General features: G+C 60.7%; 19 protein-coding genes and 1 pseudogene. 10 read left to right on the top strand and 10 right to left on the bottom strand.

Going from position 1 to position 21,472, the window contains the following annotated elements; all coding sequences use genetic code 11:
- The 4 genes from C482_RS10990 to C482_RS10975 all read right to left on the bottom strand — a co-directional run bounded on the left by C482_RS10990 (position 1) and on the right by C482_RS10975 (position 3,012).
- Positions 1 to 879, bottom strand: coding sequence for a succinate dehydrogenase/fumarate reductase iron-sulfur subunit (locus C482_RS10990; protein WP_006167699.1), 879 nt, complete (start codon positions 877 to 879; stop codon positions 1 to 3).
- A 1-nt stretch (position 880) separates the two neighbouring features.
- On the bottom strand, positions 881 to 1,246 hold the full coding sequence (locus C482_RS10985; protein ID WP_006167698.1) for a succinate dehydrogenase subunit D: 366 nt from the start codon (positions 1,244 to 1,246) through the stop codon (positions 881 to 883).
- The gene (gene sdhC / locus C482_RS10980) at positions 1,246 to 1,677 is read right to left on the bottom strand and encodes a succinate dehydrogenase, cytochrome b556 subunit (protein WP_006167697.1); all 432 of its coding nucleotides are present in this window, start codon (positions 1,675 to 1,677) and stop codon (positions 1,246 to 1,248) included. Before sdhC ends, C482_RS10985 begins: the two co-directional genes overlap by 1 nt.
- A gap of 177 nt (positions 1,678 to 1,854) precedes the next feature.
- Positions 1,855 to 3,012, bottom strand: coding sequence for a succinylglutamate desuccinylase/aspartoacylase family protein (locus C482_RS10975; protein WP_006167696.1), 1,158 nt, complete (start codon positions 3,010 to 3,012; stop codon positions 1,855 to 1,857).
- 189 nt (positions 3,013 to 3,201) lie between these two features.
- On the opposite strand from C482_RS10975, the gene C482_RS10970 reads away from it, so the two are divergent.
- Both C482_RS10970 and C482_RS10965 read left to right on the top strand, forming a co-directional pair.
- On the top strand, positions 3,202 to 3,951 hold the full coding sequence (locus tag C482_RS10970) for a GNAT family N-acetyltransferase (protein ID WP_006167695.1): 750 nt from the start codon (positions 3,202 to 3,204) through the stop codon (positions 3,949 to 3,951).
- Positions 3,952 to 4,216: 265 nt separating this feature from the next.
- Entirely contained in the window at positions 4,217 to 5,689 is a 1,473-nt protein-coding gene (locus C482_RS10965) for a flippase (RefSeq protein WP_006167694.1), read from the top strand.
- A 129-nt stretch (positions 5,690 to 5,818) separates the two neighbouring features.
- On the opposite strand, the pseudogene C482_RS10960 reads toward C482_RS10965, so the two are convergent.
- Positions 5,819 to 7,010: pseudogene (locus C482_RS10960) on the bottom strand (RNA-guided endonuclease InsQ/TnpB family protein).
- A gap of 53 nt (positions 7,011 to 7,063) precedes the next feature.
- On the opposite strand from C482_RS10960, the gene C482_RS21800 reads away from it, so the two are divergent.
- The 3 genes from C482_RS21800 to katG all read left to right on the top strand — a co-directional run bounded on the left by C482_RS21800 (position 7,064) and on the right by katG (position 11,242).
- Positions 7,064 to 7,207 (top strand): hypothetical protein, encoded by a 144-nt coding sequence (locus C482_RS21800; protein WP_006167692.1) that lies wholly within the window; start codon positions 7,064 to 7,066, stop codon positions 7,205 to 7,207.
- A gap of 248 nt (positions 7,208 to 7,455) precedes the next feature.
- Positions 7,456 to 8,799, top strand: coding sequence for a RimK family alpha-L-glutamate ligase (locus C482_RS10955; RefSeq protein WP_006167691.1), 1,344 nt, complete (start codon positions 7,456 to 7,458; stop codon positions 8,797 to 8,799).
- 259 nt (positions 8,800 to 9,058) lie between these two features.
- On the top strand, positions 9,059 to 11,242 hold the full coding sequence (gene katG / locus C482_RS10950; RefSeq protein ID WP_006167690.1) for a catalase/peroxidase HPI: 2,184 nt from the start codon (positions 9,059 to 9,061) through the stop codon (positions 11,240 to 11,242).
- Between the two features lie 117 nt (positions 11,243 to 11,359).
- Here the strand turns inward: katG and C482_RS10945 are convergent, their stop codons facing one another.
- From C482_RS10945 to C482_RS10940, 3 genes are all read right to left on the bottom strand, one after another.
- Complete coding sequence (locus tag C482_RS10945) at positions 11,360 to 12,940, bottom strand: hypothetical protein (RefSeq protein WP_006167689.1); 1,581 nt, start codon at positions 12,938 to 12,940, stop codon at positions 11,360 to 11,362.
- A gap of 26 nt (positions 12,941 to 12,966) precedes the next feature.
- Complete coding sequence (locus C482_RS21510; RefSeq protein WP_161605598.1) at positions 12,967 to 13,137, bottom strand: hypothetical protein; 171 nt, start codon at positions 13,135 to 13,137, stop codon at positions 12,967 to 12,969.
- Between the two features lie 109 nt (positions 13,138 to 13,246).
- Positions 13,247 to 13,876, bottom strand: coding sequence for a DNA-3-methyladenine glycosylase family protein (locus C482_RS10940; RefSeq protein ID WP_006167688.1), 630 nt, complete (start codon positions 13,874 to 13,876; stop codon positions 13,247 to 13,249).
- A gap of 203 nt (positions 13,877 to 14,079) precedes the next feature.
- Here C482_RS10940 and C482_RS10935 point away from each other — a divergent pair, with 203 nt between their 5' ends.
- The 4 genes from C482_RS10935 to C482_RS10920 all read left to right on the top strand — a co-directional run bounded on the left by C482_RS10935 (position 14,080) and on the right by C482_RS10920 (position 16,725).
- Positions 14,080 to 14,991 carry a hypothetical protein gene (locus C482_RS10935; RefSeq protein WP_241431918.1) on the top strand — a complete coding sequence of 304 codons (912 nt, stop codon included), beginning with the start codon at positions 14,080 to 14,082 and terminating at the stop codon, positions 14,989 to 14,991.
- A gap of 274 nt (positions 14,992 to 15,265) precedes the next feature.
- A complete protein-coding gene (locus C482_RS10930; RefSeq protein ID WP_049896642.1) occupies positions 15,266 to 15,802 on the top strand; it encodes a metal-dependent hydrolase in 537 nt (178 codons plus the stop codon).
- 173 nt (positions 15,803 to 15,975) lie between these two features.
- Entirely contained in the window at positions 15,976 to 16,248 is a 273-nt protein-coding gene (locus tag C482_RS10925) for a hypothetical protein (RefSeq protein WP_006167685.1), read from the top strand.
- 216 nt (positions 16,249 to 16,464) lie between these two features.
- Entirely contained in the window at positions 16,465 to 16,725 is a 261-nt protein-coding gene (locus tag C482_RS10920) for a hypothetical protein (RefSeq protein WP_241431917.1), read from the top strand.
- Positions 16,726 to 16,994: 269 nt separating this feature from the next.
- On the opposite strand, the gene C482_RS10915 is transcribed toward C482_RS10920, so the two are convergent.
- The gene (locus tag C482_RS10915) at positions 16,995 to 19,724 is read right to left on the bottom strand and encodes a heavy metal translocating P-type ATPase (RefSeq protein WP_049896639.1); all 2,730 of its coding nucleotides are present in this window, start codon (positions 19,722 to 19,724) and stop codon (positions 16,995 to 16,997) included.
- 274 nt (positions 19,725 to 19,998) lie between these two features.
- A complete protein-coding gene (locus tag C482_RS10910) occupies positions 19,999 to 20,787 on the bottom strand; it encodes a helix-turn-helix domain-containing protein (protein WP_006167682.1) in 789 nt (262 codons plus the stop codon).
- Between the two features lie 59 nt (positions 20,788 to 20,846).
- Between C482_RS10910 and C482_RS10905 the strand changes: the two genes are divergently transcribed.
- Positions 20,847 to 21,446 (top strand): hypothetical protein, encoded by a 600-nt coding sequence (locus tag C482_RS10905; RefSeq protein WP_049896638.1) that lies wholly within the window; start codon positions 20,847 to 20,849, stop codon positions 21,444 to 21,446.
- Positions 21,447 to 21,472 lie beyond the last annotated feature (26 nt).

Raw genomic sequence — 21,472 nt, 5'->3', positions numbered from 1 at the left:
TTACCAGAACTTCAGGTTCTTCTTGACCGCTTCCCGCTTGAGCTCCTGAATGTGCTCGGTAAGCGGGATGTCCTTCGGGCACACCTCGGTGCAGGAGAACTGGGTCTGGCAGCGCCAGACGCCGTGTTCTTGCTCCAAGATGCGGAGTCGGTGCTCTTTGATCTCCTCGCTCTCGCGGTCGTCCATCGCGAACTTGTAGGCCTTGTTGATCGCGGCCGGCCCGAGATACTCGTTGTCGCCGGCTGCGATGTTACACGAAGACATACAGGCACCACACCAGATACATCGCGAGGACATCTTGATCTTCTCGCGGTTTTCTGGCGTCTGGCGCTGTTCTTCCAGGTCGCTCGCGGCTGGCGTGTCTTCGTCCTGGAAGTACGGCTCAACGGCGTGCATCTGGTCGTAGAAGTGATCCATGTCGACGACCAGGTCCTTGACGACCTCCTGGTGTGGCAGCGGCTCGATGCGAACCGGCTGCTCGAGTTCCGAAAGCTGCGTCTTGCAGCCGAGCATCTGCGAGCCGTTGACGAAGAAGGCGTCGGAGCCACAGACAGCCTGGCGACAGGAGTGGCGGAACGTAAGCGAGGAGTCGAACTCGTCACGGGCGTACATGACCGCGTCGAGGACCGTCATCCCCTTCTCGAAGGGAACGTGGAAGTCGTCGAAGCGCGGTTCCTGTTTGTCCGCGACTTCCGGGTCGTAGCGGAAGACCTTGATGTGGACCGTCTCGCCGGCCGCTTCGGCCTCGTCCTCTGCGTGTTCGTCGACCATTCCCTCCTGTTTTTCCTTGAGTCGTCGCTGCTGTGGCGACTCGGCCCCTTTCATCTCGGGGTCCTGAGGCGATTCCTGGCTCTCTGGCTCCTGCTGTTGCGTACTCATATTAGATCATCCCCCGCATGACTAGAGCGACCCAGACACCCTGGACGATGAGGAGTCCGGCTGCGATCACTAGGACTGCGAGCACTACCTTCTTTGGGGTTCCGCTGAGGCCCTGGTTGACGAGCGCGTTGTAGACGCCGTTGACGCCGTGGAACGCGCCGGCAATGAGGAACAACACCATCGTCAGGAAGTAGCCAATGTTCTCCATGCGGGCTTGCGTCCCCGCGAACGTGATTTCGGACGCGTGATTGACGAAGTGCAAGAGGAAGAAGTGGAAAGCAAGCACAACGATCAAGAACGCTGCCGTCACACGCTGGAGGAACCAGGCGGTTCCCCCGGTCGTGAACGAAGAGTAGCGTTCTGCCATTAGAGTCCCACCCCTGCCATGAAGGTTGGCACGCTCGCGACGGTGATAATTCCCGTCAGAACGAGCGAGGCGTAGAAACTCTTATCCTGTGCAGTGAGTCCCACTCCGAGGTCAACCATCAACAGCCGAATGCCGTTCAGAATATGGAAGACGGCGACTGCCAGTAGTCCGACTTCGAGCACCCGAACGATGAAGAGACTCTCGAGTCCCTGCAGCGTCCCGGTGTATGCATTGACTTCTTCTCCGGCGAGCATCATCGTTTGACCGTCCGCCGCTGCGATGGCGCTACTCAGCACGGCAATGTGGGTGAACAGATAGCCGATCAACATCCACCCAGTGAACTTGTGGAAGATCCACGCCCACATGCCGGCCGAGAACTCCTTCCAGCGACTGAAGTCCTCGATGAGGCCGCGATTGTAAGACTGACTCATACGCTCATCTTGACCGTTAGACCGTGGGGGTATAGAAGTTACTTTTGTCGCTCCCATTGCCCTATTCGGCTACGCGCCGCATTGGTCACCGACGACTCGTCCGACAGCACTCGAGTGGGACCCGACTCACTTCGCCTGTGGTCGACTGCATTCACGGGCGTTCCCACTCTCAGTTACTCACCGCAACTCAGAGCGCGAGCGCTCCGTCCTGCGTTCGCGCTCTAGGGCCACGCGCGTTTCGTGTTTCAATCCGACCAGGTGACAGAGTGGATTGCCCGGATAGACGACGGGGTTCTCGAGTATCCCGACGATGAGCCCAGTGAAGGGGGCCTCGACATCGAGGATGTCGTCTTCTTCTTTGAACGGGTTCGTGATTGTACAGATGATCTCTCCGTCTTCAACGAGAGCACCGCGACCGCGTTTCATGTCGACGATGCCGCCCGCGTCGGCCCGGAGCCAGGTCTTTTCGTCGTCGCTATCGATGACGACGCGCCAGCCGGGCCAGTGGACTGACGAGTCACGATGGCAGCCGAATTCGGCGAGGACGCTCGCGACGCCGGTCAGCGCGCGGTCGATTAGTCGCCGCTGGAACCGGTGGGCTTCGCCCATCTCGACGGTGATCGTCGGAACGCCGGCCTCTGTCGCCTCTCGGCGGAGGGTCCCGGACGGTCCTTCGCCGCCGATGATGACGTTCGAACTGAAGGCGTTCGCGAGTCGGAGAACAGTTTCGTCGTCCATGTTCGCCCGGACGTGGAGCATGTTGGTTCGTCCGCGTGTGGACGTATGAAAATCAATTCCCAGGTCGCAGGGTTCGATAAAGTTCGTGAAGATGCGGTGTGCCATCCGGCGCGCGCTCGTCGAGCCCTGTCGGCCGGGGAACGATCGGTTCAGATCCCGATCGTAGATCGGCAAGTATCGCTCCTGTGCGAGAAAGCCGGGGACGTTCATCACCGGCAGGCAGACGAGGGTGCCGTAGAGTTCGGAGTGATTCCAATCGTGTGCGACCTCGCGAACGACCTCGATGCCGTTGAGTTCGTCGCCGTGGGCCGCCGCTGAGAGAAAGACTGTGGGACCTGGCTGCTCGCCGTTGATAATCGTCACCGGGATTCTGACCGGATCGCCAAGATACGTCTCGCTGATGCCGTAGCGGATGTTCGCCGATTCGCCGGGTGCAACGCTGCCGCCATCGTAGATGAACGGCTCTGCGTCCGCCGTACCCTCGGTAGCCGTCGCGTCTGCACTAGCGTCACTCGCCTCGCTCGCGGCCGATGAACCAGCCGACGCTGTCGCCGTCTCTTCCTGTGACGACTCGTCGGTCGGGGTCTCTCCGCTCATAGGACTTCCTCGATAGGCAGCACCGTGAATCTTCGTCTCGGTTTCTCGCCCTCGCCAGTCAGTTGTCGGCCATCAGCCACGATACCCGTTGAACTGGGGTTTGGCCAACAACCCACGACAACACATGAGACAGCGGCAAGCGTCGTCCCGTGGGCATACGTTTTATACGAGGTCATGTTACACTACCGCATGGAACTCCGTGAAGCGACCGAGGACGATGTCGTGACGATTCGATCTATCGCAGCCAACTCGCTGAATTCGACGTACACCGACTTCCTCACCGCTGACGTGATTGACGACGCGATTGAACAGTGGTACGGCGAGGAGTTTGCGGACGAACTCACGTCCGATCACTCGCTCGTCCTCGTTATCGAAGAGGACGACGAGGTCGTCGCTTTCTCTCAGAGCGATCTTGTTGGCCAGCAACACGGCACCGGCCGTATCCTCTGGCTGCACGTCGATCCGGACGCGCGCGGCAGCGGTATCGGCGTGCGACTGCTCGTCAGAACCCGCGAGCGCCTCCTCGATGAGGATGCAGACCAGATTCAGTGTCTCGTCCTCGCGGACAACGAGCGTGGCAACGAGTTCTACGCAGAGCAGGGATTCGAGCAGGCAGGCCAACGCAAGGTCGACATCGGCGAGGAGACGTACACCGAGAACGTCTACGTCGAACAGGAGATCGGCGACGAGGAGTGGGCGACCCTCGACGAACTCGAGACCGACGGCAAGACGATCTACGTCAACTACGGTGAGGCGACCCGAGGCTCGAAATCGCCGTTCTACGTCGCCTACGAGAGTCAGGAACGAGACACACAGTACGGCTGGTTCTGTGGAAACTGCGACTCACTCGAGAACGCGATGGATGCGATGGGGCGAATCGAGTGTAACGTCTGTGGGAATCGGCGGAAGGCAACGCGGTGGGATGCGTCGTATCTCTAGTGCGTTCTGACCCGGTGAGTCGGTGTAGCCAGGACACTCTTTGTACACGCTAGACGGTCGTTTCGCTGCAGGGAGACGTGCGGTACGCCGACCATACAGCTGTTGTCTGTGCATTACAATTTGGGACGCTCACTTTCGAGCGAGTAGCACGACGTAGGCGGCTCTCTCCGGTGTTCGGCTGACGAAGCTGCCAGTCAGAGATACCCGACAGCACGACTTGCAGCACACCCCGTCAGCCCCTGCGCTATCCCCCTCCCCCTAACACATGAGTACAACACAGGATCACATCCTCCGCGGGTTCAAGGCAACGCTCGTCTCTCGGGCCATCTACATGGTCTCGAGTGCGCTGTTGATGTTCATTCTCGCTCGGTTCCTCCTCGATCCCGACGGCTACGGGACGCTCTACTGGGTCATCGGCATTCTCGCCGTCGTTCAGCTACTCGCAGACGTCGGCCTCGGGAAGTCGACCGCGCGATACATCTCCGAATACAACGAGAAAGACCCCGGCCAAATCCCGTACCTGCTGCGGACGACCATCGCCTACAAGCTGATCGTCATCGGCGTCGTCGGCTCTACGCTCTTTCTCTTCCACGAGGAACTTGCAGTACTGCTTGGTGACTCCTCGGCAGCCCCCTTCCTCGCAGTCGGCGTCATCTACATCGTCGTCAACTCCTTCAACGGCTTCTCGCAGATCGCCTTTCAGGGATTCAACAAACTCGGCTACAGCGCCGCCATCCAGGCAATCTCCGGCGTCGCTCGCCTCATCTTCGTCGTCGCGCTCGTCCTCGCCGGCTTCGGCGCACTCGGCGCGCTCTTTGGCTACATCGTCGGTTACACCATCGCCGCCGCAGTCGGCATCACCATCCTCTATGAACGCTTTTACCGCCAGTACGAACCCGCCGAGGAGTACGAGTCCGGACTGGCGCGGCGGCTACTCGAGTACAGCGTGCCGCTGACGGCGACGCGGAGTGCGAACGTGGTCGACAAGCAGATCGACACGGTGCTGGTTGGTGTCTTCCTGACGCCGGCGGCGGTCGCATTCTACACGCTGGGCAAGCAGATCACGGATTTCGTGCTCGCGCCGGCGGAGGCGCTTGGTTTTACGATCTCGCCCAACTTCGGCGAACAGAAGGCGGCAGACCAACTCGAGCAGGCACGCGAGATTTATGAGACATCACTGGTGCAGACGATGTTGCTGTACATTCCGGCCGCGGTCGGGCTGGTGCTCATCGCAGAGCCGTTCATCACGATGATTTTCGGGGGCGATTACGCCGGTGCGGTCCCGGTTCTGCAGATCCTTGCTGGATTTGTCGTCCTGCAGGCGATTACGAACCTGACCAGTGACAGTCTGGATTACCTTGGTCGCGCGCGGTCCCGCGCGATCGCAAAGGGAGGAACATCGATCGCGAATTTCGGGCTGAACATCCTTCTCATCCCGATGATCGGCGTGATTGGGGCGGCGATTGCAACGGTCATTACGCACACGGTGTACGTTGCCGTGAATCTCTACATCGTCCACTCCGAACTCTCGCTTCGACTCGAGTCACTCGGTCGCTCGGTCGCGATGATCTGTGGGATCACGGGTGTGATGGCGGTTGCGGTCTTGCTCGTCACGCCGCTGGTCTCGAACCTGTTCATGCTCTTTGCAGCGGTCGGACTCGGCGGGTTTACGTGGGCAGTCCTCGCCGTCGTCAGCGGGCTCGTGGATCCGGATGAGGTGCGGGCAGTGATTACGTGAGTAGGTACCGAGTTTCGTGGTTAGGTACAGAGGAACGTCCGATTGACATCCTCCACGCGCCTAAAGGCGCGGGAATCCTCACGTTGGGGGTCTCGGCTCATGTCGAACCACCACGTGGGCGACTTTCTCCTATACGTGGATACTCCGGTTTGTGTGCTCCTCGTTGGGACGGTGAGAGTGTGGTGTCTCCGACCATGTATGGTCGTCCCACTTGAGGCACACGGGCCGTGCCATCGGCCGTGCTACCGATTCGTGCCGTCTCATGAACGTCTCGCTCGCTACGAGGTCCGCGTGACCTTCGAACCCGCACAGGCAGGTGAGCGTATCCTGGTGCCGGGTCGTGTCCTCGGTTGAACCGCAGTTCGGACACGTCTGCGATGTCCAGGCTTCCGATCGAACCTCGATCGAGATCCCGTACTCCTCGGCAGTATCGACGAGTCTCTCGATGAACCGGCGGAACGCCCAGAAGTTGTGCAACTTCTCGTTCGTCCGCACCGACCAGTGTGTCTCGAGGACGTCGGTTAGGCTGCCGACGTGCACTGTCGAAACACCGTCGTCGGTACAAGCGGTCGATCCGCTTGCTGGTCCGGTGCTGATTGTCCAGCTTCGATTGAAGCTCGACGATTCGCTGCGTTGTTTCGCGGAATCGCTCGAACAGATCGCGACCTTCGTAGAGGTACTGCTGGCCAGTCGTAGTTGTACACGCTACGATGTTGTTCACACCGATATCCAGAGCAGCCGATTCGTCGGCTAATGGTGAATCCAGTCGAGAATCGTCGACAGTGACTGGCTGAAAGGCTCTGGATTGGTTCGAGCGTTCGTCGTAGTACAACTCCAATTGACCTTGATTTCCTTCCCACTTTGGATCGCCAGCAACCTCGAGGCGTAGGCGCTCTCGGTAGCCGAGTCCGTACTTCTTCTTCAGGTCTTGGCCGACCGGGATCTCGAGACGAGACCGATCGCCCATCTTGAGCGTGTATTGGTCGTTGCGGATGTAGGTCCGTAACTCCCGACCGTCGTCTTCGTTGCCCCAGTAACCGGGAGGATTCGAGTCCTCGCCGTTTTCCTTGGCAGCGAAGAACGACTTCCAAGCGCTCTTGTTCTTCCGGATCACCTGTTGGGCAGTGGCTGATCCGAGAACACCGACGTACTTCTTGCGGTAATCCTCGGTATCCCAGACGGTCTCGCCGTCGAAGTATTGCTGACGTCGTTCGTAGGTGATCTCGTTCCAAAGACTGGCGGAAGCGTCCAACAGTTCGTGCAGTAGCTTCCGATCCTGTTCGGATTGGGGGCGAACGACGAACTGGTTGGTCCGCTTCATCAACTATTTCTTGGTCCGGAACACACATAAATGTGGGATTTTTGTGATGGTATATGGTTGAGATCCGCATCGAATTCGACGATGATGAACAGTATGAGCGGTTGAAGGAACTGAAGCAACACCACGGACTGACGTGGAAGGGGTTGGTCCTTGAAGGCGAGAAGCGCGTCCTCGAGGAGGCCCCAGACAGGCAGTAGCCGGTAGTTGATCGACATTGCCTACCGCTCGATCCCCGCCTGAAGGTGGGTGCATGCGCTTTATTTTGTGTCACCCACCGCTCTCGTCTGTGATCTGTTCTGTGGTTTGTCCTGTAGTCTGTCGATCCGTTGATGAACACTGCCGGACAGCGACCGTCACTCCTGATCGGAGATCGCTGCCAGCAGGACGGTAACTTGTCGAGACACAGTGAACCAATACTTTTCCCTCCGGTCGGTGTGGAGCCCCTATGGCCGCTGCCGATCCCGTCAACGTCGGGGTACTGAGCCTGCACACAAGCAAAGAGACAAAAGCGATACTCAACGCGGTTGAGGAACTCGGCCACGATACCGAGTGGTTACGACAGGAAAACACGACGATCAGTGTCGCCGATGGCCAGGTGGTACTCGAGCCAGATGTCGACGTGATCGCCAATCGAATGTTGCTCTCGAACACCGAACAGCCCGCCGAAGAGCTTGGACTCGCGAACACATTCGCACGAGTCGTCCCAATGCTCAACGAGCCGGCGACGGTGCTGACAGCGATGCACAAGCTCTCGACGGCGACGACGCTCGCGGTGGCCGATGTCCAAACACCGGACGTGGTTCTCGCACTCAGCAGCGACGAACTGAACGCCGTTCGCGACCAGTACGGTGAAGAGGCAGTCTACAAGACGGCCATCGGCACCCACGGCGGCGGGACGTGGAAAGTCGGTCCGGAGGACCCGATCAACGCCAAGGTTGGCAATCGTTACGCCTTCTTGCAGGAACTCATTGAGCGCGACGATGAGCGCCACCGCGACGTACGAATTTACGTCGTTGACGGGGAGATCGTCGGCGCGATGTACCGCTACGCGCCGGATAACGACTGGCGGACGAACGTCGCACTCGGTGGCAGCGTCGAGGATGCAACCGAAGATCTCCCATCAGATGCCCGAGAACTGGCGACACGGGCAGCCGACGCCATCGGACTTGACTACGCCGGCGTCGACCTCGTCGAGAGCGATGAGGGCTGGTTCGTTCTCGAGGTGAATCCGACAGCCGGCTTCAAGGGGCTCTACGAGGCCACCGAGATCAGCCCGGCACCGTACATTGCCAAACTCGCAATCGAGCGGGCGGGCGGAAGCGTCGATGAGGACCGCGTTCAGGAACTCGCCACGAGGCTCGATGACTCGACACCGACGGCACAGCCCATTACCCGAGTGATCACAGAGACAGAGCCGACCGTCATCGGCTACACCGAAGAGGTCGTCCTCTCCGGGACGAGCGGATCGACGTCTGTGCTTGCAAAATCAGACACTGGCGCGACCAGAACAAGCATTGACACCGGGCTCGCAGCGGAGATCGGAGCCGGCCCGATCAAGTCGATTACACGCGTCAAATCCGGCAGCAGAAAGACGGCACGCAGCCGTCCGGTCGTCGACGTCGTGGTTGGCGTTGGCGGCAATCAACACACCGTGACCGCGAGTATCGAGGATCGAGACCATATGGACTACCCAGTTCTGCTCGGTCGGGATATTCTCTCGAACTATCGGGTCGACGTTGGTCGGCGCGTAGACCAGGATACAGAGGACAGCCCCGAGGAAGAAGAGTAACGAGAGTAAGGAGAATAAAGAGCGTACGGCGCGCGGTACTGATCTACTAGCACAAGAGAGACAGCACGACAGATACCAGCGGCGTCGAAGCACGGCTCTCGTCGGAGGAATCACACCTTTCTCAGTACTGCACTGGCAGCCAACACCGACGGGCTGATCGCGACAAAATTCTCATGTCGGAAAAATTGTTTGGGGTAGCAAAAAGACATCCTCGCGTGAGTAGCAAATCTTAATAGGCAAAAGTAGCAACTGTCTGGTGATGACTAAGTCAAACCAAGACTGGTGGCCAAACCGGTTGAACCTCGACATCCTCGACCAGAACGTCCCCACGTCCAATCCGATGGACGAGGACTTCGACTACGCCGAGGCGTTCGAGAGCCTCGACTACGAGGAGGTAAAGGCGGACATCGAGGACATCATGACCGACTCCCAGGACTGGTGGCCCGCAGACTACGGCCACTACGGACCGCTCTTTATCCGGATGGCCTGGCACAGCGCCGGTACGTACCGCACCAGCGACGGTCGCGGTGGCGCTTCCGGGGGGCGACAGCGCTTTGCGCCACTCAACAGCTGGCCCGACAACGCGAACCTCGATAAGGCTCGCCGACTGCTCTGGCCCGTCAAGCAGAAGTACGGCCGTAAGCTCTCGTGGGCCGACCTGATCGTCCTGGCCGGCAACGTCGCACTCGAGTCCATGGGATTCGAGACGTACGGCTTCGCCGGCGGACGTGAGGACGACTACCAGCCCGACGACGCCGTCGACTGGGGTCCAGAAGACGAGTGGGAGGCGTCCGACCGATTCAACAAGGAGGGCGAACTCGAGGGAACCCTCGCCGCAACCGTCATGGGCCTGATCTACGTGAACCCAGAGGGTCCAGACGGTGAGCCGGACCCAGAGGCATCCGCAGAGCGGATTCGCGAGTCGTTCGGTCTGATGGCCATGAGCGACGAGGAGACCGCCGCGCTGATCGCTGGCGGTCACACGTTCGGGAAGGTCCACGGTGCCGACGATCCGGACGAGCACGTCGGACCGGAGCCAGAAGCAGCCCCGATCGATCAGCAGGGCCTCGGCTGGGAGAGCAGTCACGGCTCGGGCAAGGGCGGCGACACGATCACCAGCGGTATCGAGGGGCCGTGGAATACCACGCCGACCCAGTGGGACACGAGCTACATCGATAACCTGCTCAACTACAAGTGGTGGCCCGAGAAGGGTCCCGGCGGTGCCTGGCAGTGGACCACCCAGAACGGCGAACTCGACGAGGCCGCACCGGGTGCAGAAGATCCAGAGGAGAAAGAAGACGTGATGATGCTCACGACGGACGTCGCGCTCAAGCGTGATCCAGAGTTCCGTGAGATCATCGAGCGCTTCCAGGAGAACCCACGAGCGTTCCAGGAAGCGTTCGCGAAGGCCTGGTACAAGCTGCTCCACCGCGACATGGGCCCAACGGAGCGACTCGTCGGTCCGGAAGTGCCGGACGAAGAGTTGCTCTGGCAGGACCCGATTCCAGACGCCGACTACGACCTGATCGGCGACGAGGAGATCGCGGATCTCAAAGCCGAACTCCTCGACTCCGAGCTGTCGGTCTCACAGCTCGTCAAGACCGCCTGGGCAGCCGCCTCGACCTACCGCGACAGCGACAAGCGCGGCGGTGCCAACGGCGCTCGCATCCGGCTCGAGCCTCAGCGGAGCTGGGAGGTCAACGAGCCCGAGGCACTCGAGTCGGCACTCGAAACCTACGAGACGATCCAGGAGGAGTTCAACGGCTCCCGCACCGACGACGTACGCGTCTCGCTCGCGGACCTGATCGTGCTGGGCGGCAACGCGGCCGTCGAACAGGCTGCCGCAGACGCCGGCTACGACGTCGAAGTGCCGTTCGAACCCGGCCGAACCGACGCATCCCAGGAGCAGACGGACGTCGACTCTTTCGAGGCGCTCAAGCCCGCAGCCGACGGTTTCCGGAACTACTACGGCGACGAGGCTGACGAGTCCCAGGAAGAGCTGTTGGTCGACAAGGCAGACCTGCTGGACCTGACGGCACCCGAGATGACGGTGCTCGTCGGCGGCCTGCGCGCGCTGGACGTGACCTACCAGGATTCCGGACTCGGTGTCCTCACCGACCAGCCGGAGACGCTGACCAACGACTTCTTCGTGAACCTGCTCGACATGGACTACGAGTGGGAAGCATCTGACGACTCGCAGGACATCATGGGTTGGGAGACGGACGTCGACTCCGAGACCGACCAGGTCTTCGAACTGCGCAACCGCGAGACTGGCGACATCGAGTGGACCGCTACCCGTGCGGACCTGATCTTCGGCTCGAACTCCCGTCTGCGCTCCATTGCGGACGTCTACGCGTCTGCCGACGCCGAGGAGAAATTCGTGCAGGACTTCGTCGACACGTGGAGCCACGTGATGCAACTCGACCGCTTCGATCTCGAGTAATCACAGCCCGCGCGGCAGCCAGTCATCGCAGGCTGTCCAGCATCGCCGTCTCAGACGGACCCCAACGACCACGAACCGACGACGCTACGAGGTGCTGAGAACGTCCACCTCGCTATGTCACGATTCACTTCTGACGACGACTTCGTCGTCCGTGACCGCTTTTATTTGCGAGGGCTCGACCGGATATTCGTCGCTGCTGTGTGAGCCCCAGTCGAGACGTGCTCTGAGTCGATCGGTGAGCCCCGGCTCCGGGTCGACGTAGGCCGTCCCCTCCTCGACGGCCGAAATAATCCCGATCTGGTTGCCCGTCTCGTCGACGACATTCTTCCCCTGGTCGTCCCTCGTCACGGTCGCTGCTGCCTCCTCGTCAACGGTCGGCCGCTCGTCATCAGCACCTGTGGCCTCACCGCCAGCAACACCCGCGGGCTCGCTGTCTCTCTCGGGTGTCGTCATCGCATCGTCTGCCGCCATCTCGTCATCTGCCGCCATCCCACTCATTTCGTCCGTGTCGCCGATCTCACCCTGCTGCGCTTCGACACCCACACCCTCCATCTCGCTCGTCTCCGCAGTCGTCTCTCTCCCTGCACGCAGTGTCTCGTACTCCTCGCTGTCGATGATCTCCCCCTCTAACAGCTCGCTGCTAACCAACTCCGACTCGATGATCTCGCTGTCCTCGAGTGTAAACCGCATCAGCGTCCGCTCGTCGACCTGCTCTTCGACTGTTCGGCGTTCGATGAGATCACTCCGGACCGTATCACCCTCGCCGCGTTGGCTTTCGATCACCTCCTGTTCGATCACCTCCTCGGCTTTGACGTCAGTCCGAACGATGTCGCTCTCGAGTATCGACTGCTGGACGAACTCGAGTGCAACGTCTGTCTCGATCTCGTCGCGGGCGATCGCCTCGCTGTGGTCGATATCGACATCGACCACACGGCTCTCGACGGTGTAGCGTTCGATCTCTTCGATCGTCTCGAGTCGCGTTTCGTCGGTCGTAACCTCGATGTAATCGGCGTCGACGAATTCGATGTCGACCACGTCCCGGTCAACCAGTTCCGAGTCGACGACGTGGCGTTCGACGAGTTCGGTGTCGACGACCTGGCTCTCGAGTGTGTCGCGTTCGGTGATTTCGCGCTCGATAACCTGTGTTTCGACGAGTTCGGTGGTGACGCGTTCACCCTGGCGGAGTTGGTCTTCAAGCTCGCTGGCACCGATCTCGGCGCGGTCGAAGGCCTCGGTGCGCTCGATGAGTTCGAAGGTACCGAGGTCGCGGCTGCGTCCGCTTTCGTCACCGGCCGCTTCGGCTTGATCGGCGTCGGCGTCCATGTCTGCCATGTCAGCGTCTGCCTCCATATCGTCCATGTCGGTATTTGCCTCGCGTTCCATCTCCAGCTCATCTCCCATTCCCGCTTCAGACCGCTCGTACTCCTCGTAGACGAACACCAGATCCTCGTTTCTGAACGTCTCTGTAAACTCGTTCCAAGATTGCTCTTCGTGTTCTTCGCTGAGGTCGCCCTGTCGAACGAACGAGTGGCCGTGGCCCTCGCCGCCGTGTGTCGATACCGGAACAGCACCGTGTGACTCTGCCCACTCACGAATGTGTTCCGGGTCCGTCGTCATCCGCCGATGCGCGCCGCGGTCGCTCGCCCGACGGTCATCCATCGTCTCGGTCGGATCACTGTTGGGTTCCTCCTCGGACATGTTCCCATCTGCATCCGAGCTGTACTTTAGTCGACAGGGCCGTCTCTGCGAATCAGTCGTTGATTTCCGTCCCTAACGGAGTCGTCGGGGGACTCGAGTCCACTGCCAGAAACGTAATCATGGATTGGGGGAACGCTCTCCAGCCCACTCTCGAACGACGGGGTGACGACAGTCAGATCGCAACCAAGTCGACTCATTACGATTCACCACCGCCAAACGTAGCCGAGGGCTTTCCGAGGGGGGCAGACAGTAACGTATTACCGGCCGGCCAACGACTCAGTTTAGCAGGCTCTCTGCAGCGATCACTCAGTTCTCAAGTGCGTCCACGTCATCGAGGTCGATACTCGAGTCCGCCTCGTACTCGGCCCAGATGTAGCGGGTCGCGACGCTGCGGTAGGGACGCCAGCTGTCGGCAATATCGCGCATCTCGGCTCGCGTCAGTTCGTCGCCGTTGCCGTAGAGCTGTTCGATCCCGCGTCGAACGGCAAGGTCACCGAGTGGCAGAATATCGGGTCGCTTCAGGACGAACAAGCAGTACATTCTAGCCGTCCACTCACCGATACCCTTGATTTCGGTGAGACGGTCGACCACCTCGTCATTGTCGACGCCGGACAGCCCCGTTCGCGTGAAGTCCTCTTCCTGGAAGGCGCGAGCAGCGTTGCGGATGTACTCGATTTTGCTCCGGGAGAGGCCGGCGTCACGGAGCGCCTGATCGTCCGCCGCGAGGACGGTTTTGGGAGTGACCTCGTCCTCGAGGACGTCGAAGACGCGTTCGCGGACGGCTGCCGCGCTCGCAGTCGAGAGTTGTTGGTTGATGATCGAGATACAGAGGCGCTCGTACTCGGTCCAGTCGGGTTCGACGTAGGGGTTGTGTGCGTCGACCAGCCGGTCCATGATCGGGTCCGCTCGGAGTACGGGTTCGGCCTCGTCTATCATACGAAAGTACCGTAATACGGGTTTGAGAAGGCAAAGGCGTCTCGGTTCGGACTGGCTGGCTCTATGCAAGTGAGCAGACACAGCTAACCGAAAGTACTTGTGTTTCTATATTACTTCTCTAAATAATATTCTGGTGTCGGTCTAATAGTATGAACAACGAACACTCTCAGTCTGGCCCGCTGCAGCGACGAGATATCCTGACGATGAGTGCTGCTGGATGCATTGGCGTTGCCATCGGTTGGACTGGGGCACAGTTGGATGCCGGTCTTCTCGATGGCGATTTGGAGCCTGTTGCGGCACTCGATATGCGCTCAATACACGAAGAGACGACTAGACTCTTACAGATCAATCTCCCCGGCGAACGTGACGCGACTATGATCGACGACGTTCGCGTTCTCGCACGAAAACTGGCCCTTGCACCCGCTTCTGGAACGGTAGCCGGCATTCTCGACGGGAGCGACGTGGCGGCGACAGAGGTTCGTTCCGTGTTGCAAATGGGGCTCACAGACGGGACAACGGCAACCCGTCTATGGACGAACTGGGACGACGACGAGGTACTGGGGAATCTCGGTCTCGACGACTCAATCCAGGAGACAACACAGAGAGCAGAGACGATATACGAAACTGACTCCCTTGCAGCCACAATTCGTCCGACGATTGTCGGTGAGCCGGACGCTGTCCGCCGGTTTGCAGGGTTACGAAACGACAGTCAGCACGCCGGCGGTGACATCGTCTCCGTCCACGAGCGCTCGCTACCCGAAGGAGATGTTGCGTTCAGTTGTCTCGAAACGGACACTACCGCTGATGACTGGCAGCTCCACGACCATGTCAGGGAAGTCTGGGGGAAGCTCGTCTATGGCACTGACGTGTGTGTCGCGAGGGTCTATGCGGTAACACCGGCAGACGAAAGGGATGACCTGTCCGAGGCACTCTCTCGGGAATTGATTGGCCGAGACGACGAAGACGGGTTGCTTCCACAGTCGATTGCCAACAACACGGACATCACCACGCAAGGGGGGACACGAGTCCTCACCGAGTATCGCGGATCAGTCGAGGAATTCACTAACACAGCCGAGGTATTTTTGTCTGCAGTTCTCGATTTCTACATCGAATAGACACGGTTGCTGGCCGTTGAATTCCCGTGACCAGTGAGCACAGGGTGGCAGTGGTAGAGCTCACACGTGTAACAGTAGCCAGTCGCCAGCCCGTCGCTCTCGACAGGTCTCAGTAACTCTGACTATCGGTTCGGTACTCGTTTGCCCTGTCCTGATCGAAGTGACAGGTGAACCCTCACTGACAGCGGGCTCGATCAGGAGTAGACCACAGCAACCCAACACCACGGTATCGCTACGCGGACATTTTTCGCCTCCGGTGTCGTACTCACCACTCGTGCAACCGGTCGTTCACCTCGCAGTGGGGTACATCTGCTACGCGCTGTACACGCGCTGGCGTACCGGACGTATCCCAACCGAGACGGCAGCGCTCGTCGCCATTGCAGGCGCGGCGCTCCCCGACCTGCTCGATAAGCCGATCTGGCTCGCCGGCCTCGTCGACGTCGGACGAACGATCGGGCACTCACTACTGTTTGCGATTCCAGTCGTCGCCGCCGTCTGGCTCCTTTCTCGAGTACGGGGCCAGCAAGCGCTCGGGATTGCCTTCGCCATCGGCTACGGGTCGCATATCGCGACGGACATCCCGTGGCACGTGCTCTCGGGCGATCTTCACGAACTCGGGTTTCTGCTCTGGCCGCTCACGCCGATGCCCGAGTACACGGGGACGAAACCGCTCGGGACCGTGCCGGCACTCGAGATAACAGTCACGACGCTGTGGCTCGAGGCAGTGATCCTCGTCGCCGGAATCGCGCTCTGGCGGGCCGACGGCTATCCTGGAACGGAACCGATCGTTCGGGCCGTCCGCCGCGAGTGATACTGTCGGACAGAAGTCAGTGAGAAGTCGGTCGGACAGTCGCGGCCGTCACCTCGGGGACGGCCGCAGTAGCGCGACCGATCTTCGAATAGTTCTGTCCGGCAGTATGAGCAACACAAGAGAAAGACACTTTCTCCCCAGCCGTGTTCACCGAGACGAGGGTCCGAACGCGCATGGACAAAGACGACTATCTGGAATACTATCTGAGCCGCGAGTTCTTCCGGGACCGGCTGCTCGTACTCTGTCTCGTCGTCGCGGGAGTCGCCGTCGTCCAGTGGCTCGGCATCGAACTCGCAGTACTGGATTCGTCCGTCGAGCACCCGCGGGCCATCGTCGTTCAGGTACTTGCCGTACTCATCATCGGGATGTGGCTCGTTCTCGCCGTACTCGGCACGATTGGACTCGTTCGGTGGGTCAGAAGCCACTCGTTCCATAATAACAACTGAGACTGGTCACACACCAATCGCAGTTTCGGGGTCCTGATTCAGTTCACTGTTCGCAGGTTACAGTGTTCTCCGCTCGCGGTCCGCGGTTTGGAGCGAATAAAGTGAGCGAGAACCGCGCTGCCTTCGTGCGATTGGGTGTGCACTGGCTGTCAGTGGCTACTATAGTTCGGCATTTCTGTGTGCTTTGATGCAGCTCAGAGCGGATGGATTAAGCTCATGGATGAACCAGTAGAAGTAATGATCTATCTACAGGCCATCTCATTATCTGCATTGGTAACAGTATTGCTTATTCTTGCCGCGGATAGGTATGCGAAATTCGATTTTCTCCCTCCGGAATGGGCAACAACACCCGTCTTTGGTATCGGGATTACCGGAACAGGGCTGTCTTTTTATATCCTCCCTATGGAACAGATCATATTCGTGGCCTCTGCAGTCATCTGCTTTCATATCGGTCTGTTATGGCCGTATGAGTGGTGAACACGTGAGGAAAATCTACTGTAACACTGCCTCGAGGGAACCACGTGACCAGGCCAGCGACGACCGCACCGGTTGTTCCAGTCTTCTACCCCAGTTCTATCCCAACTCAGAACGGTCTCCGATGAGATCTTGCTTCACTCCGCCACGAAAGAGAACGGATGGTTTGCAACAGTGCGCAGGAGTGATGTACTCGAGTGACCCGGACCAACGTCATACCGAACTGACGTTACTCGGCTACTGTGTTCGTCTCGGTTGCGGAGCCAGCGGAATCAGCGGGGGGCAGCGGAGTCGGCGGGGGCAGCAGCATTAGCGGACCCAGCAACCGATTCTAACTCCGCATCAGCCGGCGTCTCCGGCTCCACGTTCGCTAAGCGCATCGCGTTCCCCGTCACGCCGAGGCTCATCCCCATGTCGCCGATGATGACCGCGTGAATCACTGTGACGATTCCGACCGGTGCACCGGCGGCGAGCACCGCCTTCACAGCCAGACTCGACCAGATGTTCTGCCGGATGACGCCGTTTGCCTTCCCCGAGAGCTCGTAGAGGTAGGGCAGGCGCGTGAGGTCGTCGCCCATCAGCGCCACGTCCGCTGTCTCGAGTGCAGTGTCCGTGCCGGCCGCGCCCATGGCGATGCCGACGGTCGCGGTCGCCATCGCGGGCGCGTCGTTGATGCCGTCGCCGACCATGGCGACGTGGCCGGTGCCGTCGTCAGCCCCATCGCCAGCCTCCCGTTCGAGTCGCTGGATCCACTCGAGTTTCTCCTCGGGGAGCAACTCCGCGTGGAACTCGTCGATGCCGACCTCGTTTGCGATTGCACGGGCCGTGCCCTCGTTGTCGCCGGTAAGCATCACGACGCGGACGCCCTGATCTTGCAGCCGTGAGACGGCCCAAGCGGCCTCTGGGCGGACCTGGTCTGCGACAGCGATCACGCCGATCGGGCCGTCTTCGGTGCCGACGATGACGATCGTCTTGCCCTCTGCCTCCAGCTTGGGGACGACATCTTCGAGCACGTCGAGACAGTTCTCGCGCTCACACTGGCGCTTCGGACGCGTTGCGCTCGCGACGTTCATGCCGCCGTCGGTCGTCGCGTGGACGTGTTTCAGATCCGCCAGACCGTCAAAGAGGTCCGGCTTCCCGACGTAGTGGGTTTCACCGTCGATATCCGCTCGAACACCCCTGCCGGTCAGCGCCTCGAACGCCGAGATATCAGGCTCGTCGATAGCGACACCTTGTTCCTCGGCGTAGCCGACAATCGACTGTCCGATCGGGTGTTCACTGCGTCGCTCGACTGCCCCAGCACGGCGGAGTACATCTTCGTCAGTCGCGCCCTCGAGTGGGATCACGTCCGTCACGGAGAGGTCGCCCTGGGTCAGCGTCCCGGTCTTGTCGACCGCGAGGACGTCGCTCTCGCCGGTCACCTCGAGATGGCGGCCGCCCTTGATCAGCACGCCGTTGCGGGCGGCGCTCGTGATTCCTGAGACGACGCTGACCGGCGTCGAGATGACGAACGCACAGGGGCAGGCGATGACCAGCAGCGTGAGCCCGCGCAGGAACCAGGTGTTCCAGGACGCGCCGGCGACGAGCGGTGGAGCAATTGCGACGGCGAGTGCGAGCACGACGACGATCGGCGTGTAGGCACTCGCAAAGCGGTCGACGAACTGCTCGCGTTTGGTCTGCTCGCGCTCTGCGTCCTCGACGATCCGGACGATGCGGGCGATAGTCGACTCGTCGGCCTCGCTCTCGACGTCGATCTCGAGGTAGCCGGACTCGGGAATCGTCCCGGCGAAAACTTCGTCGTCCGCTGTCTTGTCGACTGGGACGCTCTCGCCGGTGATGGGCGACTGGTCGATCGCGCTCTCGCCCTCGCGGACGACGCCGTCGGCCGGGATCTTCTCACCCGGTCGAACGACGACCACGTCGCCGACCTCGAGTTCATCCGCAGGCACCGTCTCTTCGGTGCCGTCCTCGCGACGGATAGTCGCCGTCTCCGGCGAGAGATCCATCAGTTCTCGCAGCGAGTCACGCGCACGATCCATCGAGAAGCGCTCCAACAGCTCTGCGACCGAGAAGAGCACCGCGAGCATTGCTCCCTCGAAGGGGTGGTGAGCCGCGACGCTGGCGAGGATACCGGCGGTCATCAGGAAGTCGATGTCCAGACTCCGGTTTCGCGCCGAGTAGTAGCCGTTTCTGATGATCGGCGTCCCCGCAACCACGACCGCCGCGATGAACAGCAGGTGCGAGAGTTCGTAGGTCCGGCCCGCGACGGTCCCGAGCGCCGGATCGAGTGCCGGGAGAACGAACTCGAGTACCATCCCGATCGTGACGAGGACGCCGCCAACTGCGGTGCCGACGGCGCGGCGGCTCTTCCAGACGGCCTGTTTGTCACCCATCCGTTTGCTACCGTCGTCGATGAGTGAGGCGTCGTAGCCGGCTGATTCGATGGCGGTGACGACGGTTGCGGTATCAGTGTCGCCGTCGGTCGAGACGGTGACACGGCCCGACGTAGGCTGGGTTTCGATTTCGCTCACGCCGTCGGTGTTCTGAAGTGCGTTCTCCACCTTGGATGCGCACGAAGCGCAGTCCATCTCCGGAACCGAGAACGACTGCTCACCTGCCGACGCGGTACCGGCGGTTCCGTCGGCACCGGCATCGCCGCTACCACCACGCTTGCCAACGATTTCGTACCCCGCCGCGCGAACGCGGTCTCGAATCTCCGACTGGCTTGTCACAGCCCCATCGTAGGACACCAGCAGACGGCCGCTCGTCACCTGTGCGTCGAGGTCGTCGATGCCATCGAGTCGCTCGACACTGTTCGTCACCTTGCTCGCACAGGAGGGACAGTCCATCTCGGGAACCTGTAGCTCGAGCGTACGCGTCGTACTCGATTTCGCGTCCGAGTCCGAACAGCAGTCGTCCGCACACTGATTCACATCTGTCGCAGTCGTCGAGCCCGCCGAATCCGCCGAATCGGGCGGCACACCGGGGGTGGAATCTCTCATTACCAGTGTCTACTGGCCGGGATAGCATACAGGTTGTTTGGCGTGCGCCAACTTGGGGGTCGGGATATGCCAACCGAGCGTTTGTTACGGTCGGCTGCAGTCGTCTGCAGCCGCCTGTAGCGAGGATAGCACTACTGATCCGGGTCAGCGTTGCGAAGGGGGTACCGGCTGTCACCTCTCAGGTGCACTCGAGTAGTATAGCCATCCTCGAACGCTCGGTCGGGCCGCTATCAGGAAGGGCTGTCGGGTGGTTGAAAACGGCGGATATCGCTGATTACAGGCCAGCGGCGAGCTGCTCGATCGACTCTGTCTCGTCGACGAACGTCGCCGCAAGCGTCGCCTCAGCCCGACGGAGCCGGTAGGAGAGCGTCGAGCGCGGCACGTCGAGTTCCTCGGCGAGCTCCGAGAGGTCGATCCGGCGCGGCGTCTCGTAGTAACCACGGTCGACCGCCGCCTGCAGGGCCTCTCGCTGTTCCGTTGGGAGAGCACCAGCGAGGGAGCCGTTGGCGACACCACCGGTTTCAGCGCCGGCAGCCGCGCCGTTCCCGCCGTGTTCCGGATCGAGTTCTGTCAGTCGGATCATCTCCATGCCGGTACACTCGCCGACCTCCTCGCCGAGTGCGTCGAAGAACGCGTGGATCGGTGCATCGCTTGCGAGGACGATCCGCCAGCGGTAGCGTCGCCCCTCGCGGTAGGTCTCGAACAGCATGCCGTCGCCGAGGTGTTCCCGTGCAACGTGGGGGACCGACGTGCAGACGTCGGTTCGGTCCCAGTAGGTATAGACGACGAGCGTGTCGCTCGAGCGGTCGAGAACCTGGACTTCACAGTCTGCTCCGCAGTCGTCCTTCACGAGACAGTCTGCAAAGTAGTCCGCCGTCTTGTAGGCGGCCTCGAGCTCGGCGAGGGCAGTTTCGGAGCCGGTCGCGAGGTCGACGCGCCAGAGGCTGTCAGCGCTGACGTGACATGACAGGGAGCGAACCGACGCGTCGGGGTGATCCGCGAGGACATCAGCGACCGGGTTGGTCCCCGGTTCGTACTCCAGGGCGAAGACGAACTCTCTCATCGGCTGTGTGTAGGTGCTCGCGCGACAAATGGTTTCCCGATTGGTCGTGTACAGTTCGCATGGGGCGGCCAACAGACACTCACACGGCAGCAGTGCTCGGTGATTTCTGGACGTTCTACCGCCACTACACGAAGACGGCTGCGCACGCGGCCGCCGCGGCGGGACTTGCGATCTTCGGGCTTCTCGTCTTTCTCGACCCGTGGTTCGCTGCGCTCGCGATCGCCAGCTACGTCATTCCACCGGTCGCGTTGTACCTGCTGGCACCGGACCGGATTCGCGAGCGTGCAGCCGCTAGTGATAGCGACCGCAGCGAAGAACAAGGAACCGATGCCAGAGGACGTAGCGAGGTCGGTGTCGGATCTGTGACAGAGACTGAGACTGAGACGGAGCCAGCCGACCCGGAAACTGCGCTGATGCACCCGCCAGGTGGGCGCGATTCGGACTCCGAGTCGGGTAACAACGGCAATACCGACGCAGATGGGGACAGCGACACTGATTCGGATAGCGACTCGAACGGCGGCAACGGTGAGACTGCTTCAGACAGCGATTCGGACTCCGACAACGGTGACACTGATTCGGATACTAACGCAGACCGCGCGAACGGTGATACCGATTCAGACACCGGCAACGGCGACACCGATTCGGACCACGACGGATAGCCGGAGACGCCAATACCTCCGTCTTC

Source organism: Natrialba chahannaoensis JCM 10990 (assembly GCF_000337135.1).
GTDB lineage: Archaea > Halobacteriota > Halobacteria > Halobacteriales > Natrialbaceae > Natrialba > Natrialba chahannaoensis.
Note: the sequence above shows the minus strand (reverse complement) of the source record. Positions and strands in the feature narration are given on the sequence as shown.

Excerpts from the sequence above, each read along its gene's own strand:
- C482_RS10975 (WP_006167696.1), bottom strand. The coding sequence starts at position 3,012 with ATGAGCGGAGAGACCCCGACCGACGAGTCGTCACAGGAAGAGACGGCG.
- C482_RS10970 (WP_006167695.1), top strand. The coding sequence starts at position 3,202 with ATGGAACTCCGTGAAGCGACCGAGGACGATGTCGTGACGATTCGATCT.
- C482_RS10990 (WP_006167699.1), bottom strand. The coding sequence starts at position 879 with ATGAGTACGCAACAGCAGGAGCCAGAGAGCCAGGAATCGCCTCAGGAC.
- C482_RS10925 (WP_006167685.1), top strand. The coding sequence starts at position 15,976 with ATGGACAAAGACGACTATCTGGAATACTATCTGAGCCGCGAGTTCTTC.
- C482_RS10965 (WP_006167694.1), top strand. The coding sequence starts at position 4,217 with ATGAGTACAACACAGGATCACATCCTCCGCGGGTTCAAGGCAACGCTC.
- C482_RS21510 (WP_161605598.1), bottom strand. The coding sequence starts at position 13,137 with ATGAGTCGACTTGGTTGCGATCTGACTGTCGTCACCCCGTCGTTCGAG.
- C482_RS10935 (WP_241431918.1), top strand. The coding sequence starts at position 14,080 with ATGAGTGCTGCTGGATGCATTGGCGTTGCCATCGGTTGGACTGGGGCA.
- C482_RS10920 (WP_241431917.1), top strand. The coding sequence starts at position 16,465 with ATGGATGAACCAGTAGAAGTAATGATCTATCTACAGGCCATCTCATTA.
- C482_RS10955 (WP_006167691.1), top strand. The coding sequence starts at position 7,456 with ATGGCCGCTGCCGATCCCGTCAACGTCGGGGTACTGAGCCTGCACACA.
- C482_RS10940 (WP_006167688.1), bottom strand. The coding sequence starts at position 13,876 with ATGATAGACGAGGCCGAACCCGTACTCCGAGCGGACCCGATCATGGAC.
- katG (WP_006167690.1), top strand. The coding sequence starts at position 9,059 with ATGACTAAGTCAAACCAAGACTGGTGGCCAAACCGGTTGAACCTCGAC.
- sdhC (WP_006167697.1), bottom strand. The coding sequence starts at position 1,677 with ATGAGTCAGTCTTACAATCGCGGCCTCATCGAGGACTTCAGTCGCTGG.
- C482_RS10910 (WP_006167682.1), bottom strand. The coding sequence starts at position 20,787 with ATGAGAGAGTTCGTCTTCGCCCTGGAGTACGAACCGGGGACCAACCCG.
- C482_RS21800 (WP_006167692.1), top strand. The coding sequence starts at position 7,064 with ATGGTTGAGATCCGCATCGAATTCGACGATGATGAACAGTATGAGCGG.
- C482_RS10905 (WP_049896638.1), top strand. The coding sequence starts at position 20,847 with ATGGGGCGGCCAACAGACACTCACACGGCAGCAGTGCTCGGTGATTTC.
- C482_RS10915 (WP_049896639.1), bottom strand. The coding sequence starts at position 19,724 with ATGAGAGATTCCACCCCCGGTGTGCCGCCCGATTCGGCGGATTCGGCG.
- C482_RS10985 (WP_006167698.1), bottom strand. The coding sequence starts at position 1,246 with ATGGCAGAACGCTACTCTTCGTTCACGACCGGGGGAACCGCCTGGTTC.
- C482_RS10945 (WP_006167689.1), bottom strand. The coding sequence starts at position 12,940 with ATGTCCGAGGAGGAACCCAACAGTGATCCGACCGAGACGATGGATGAC.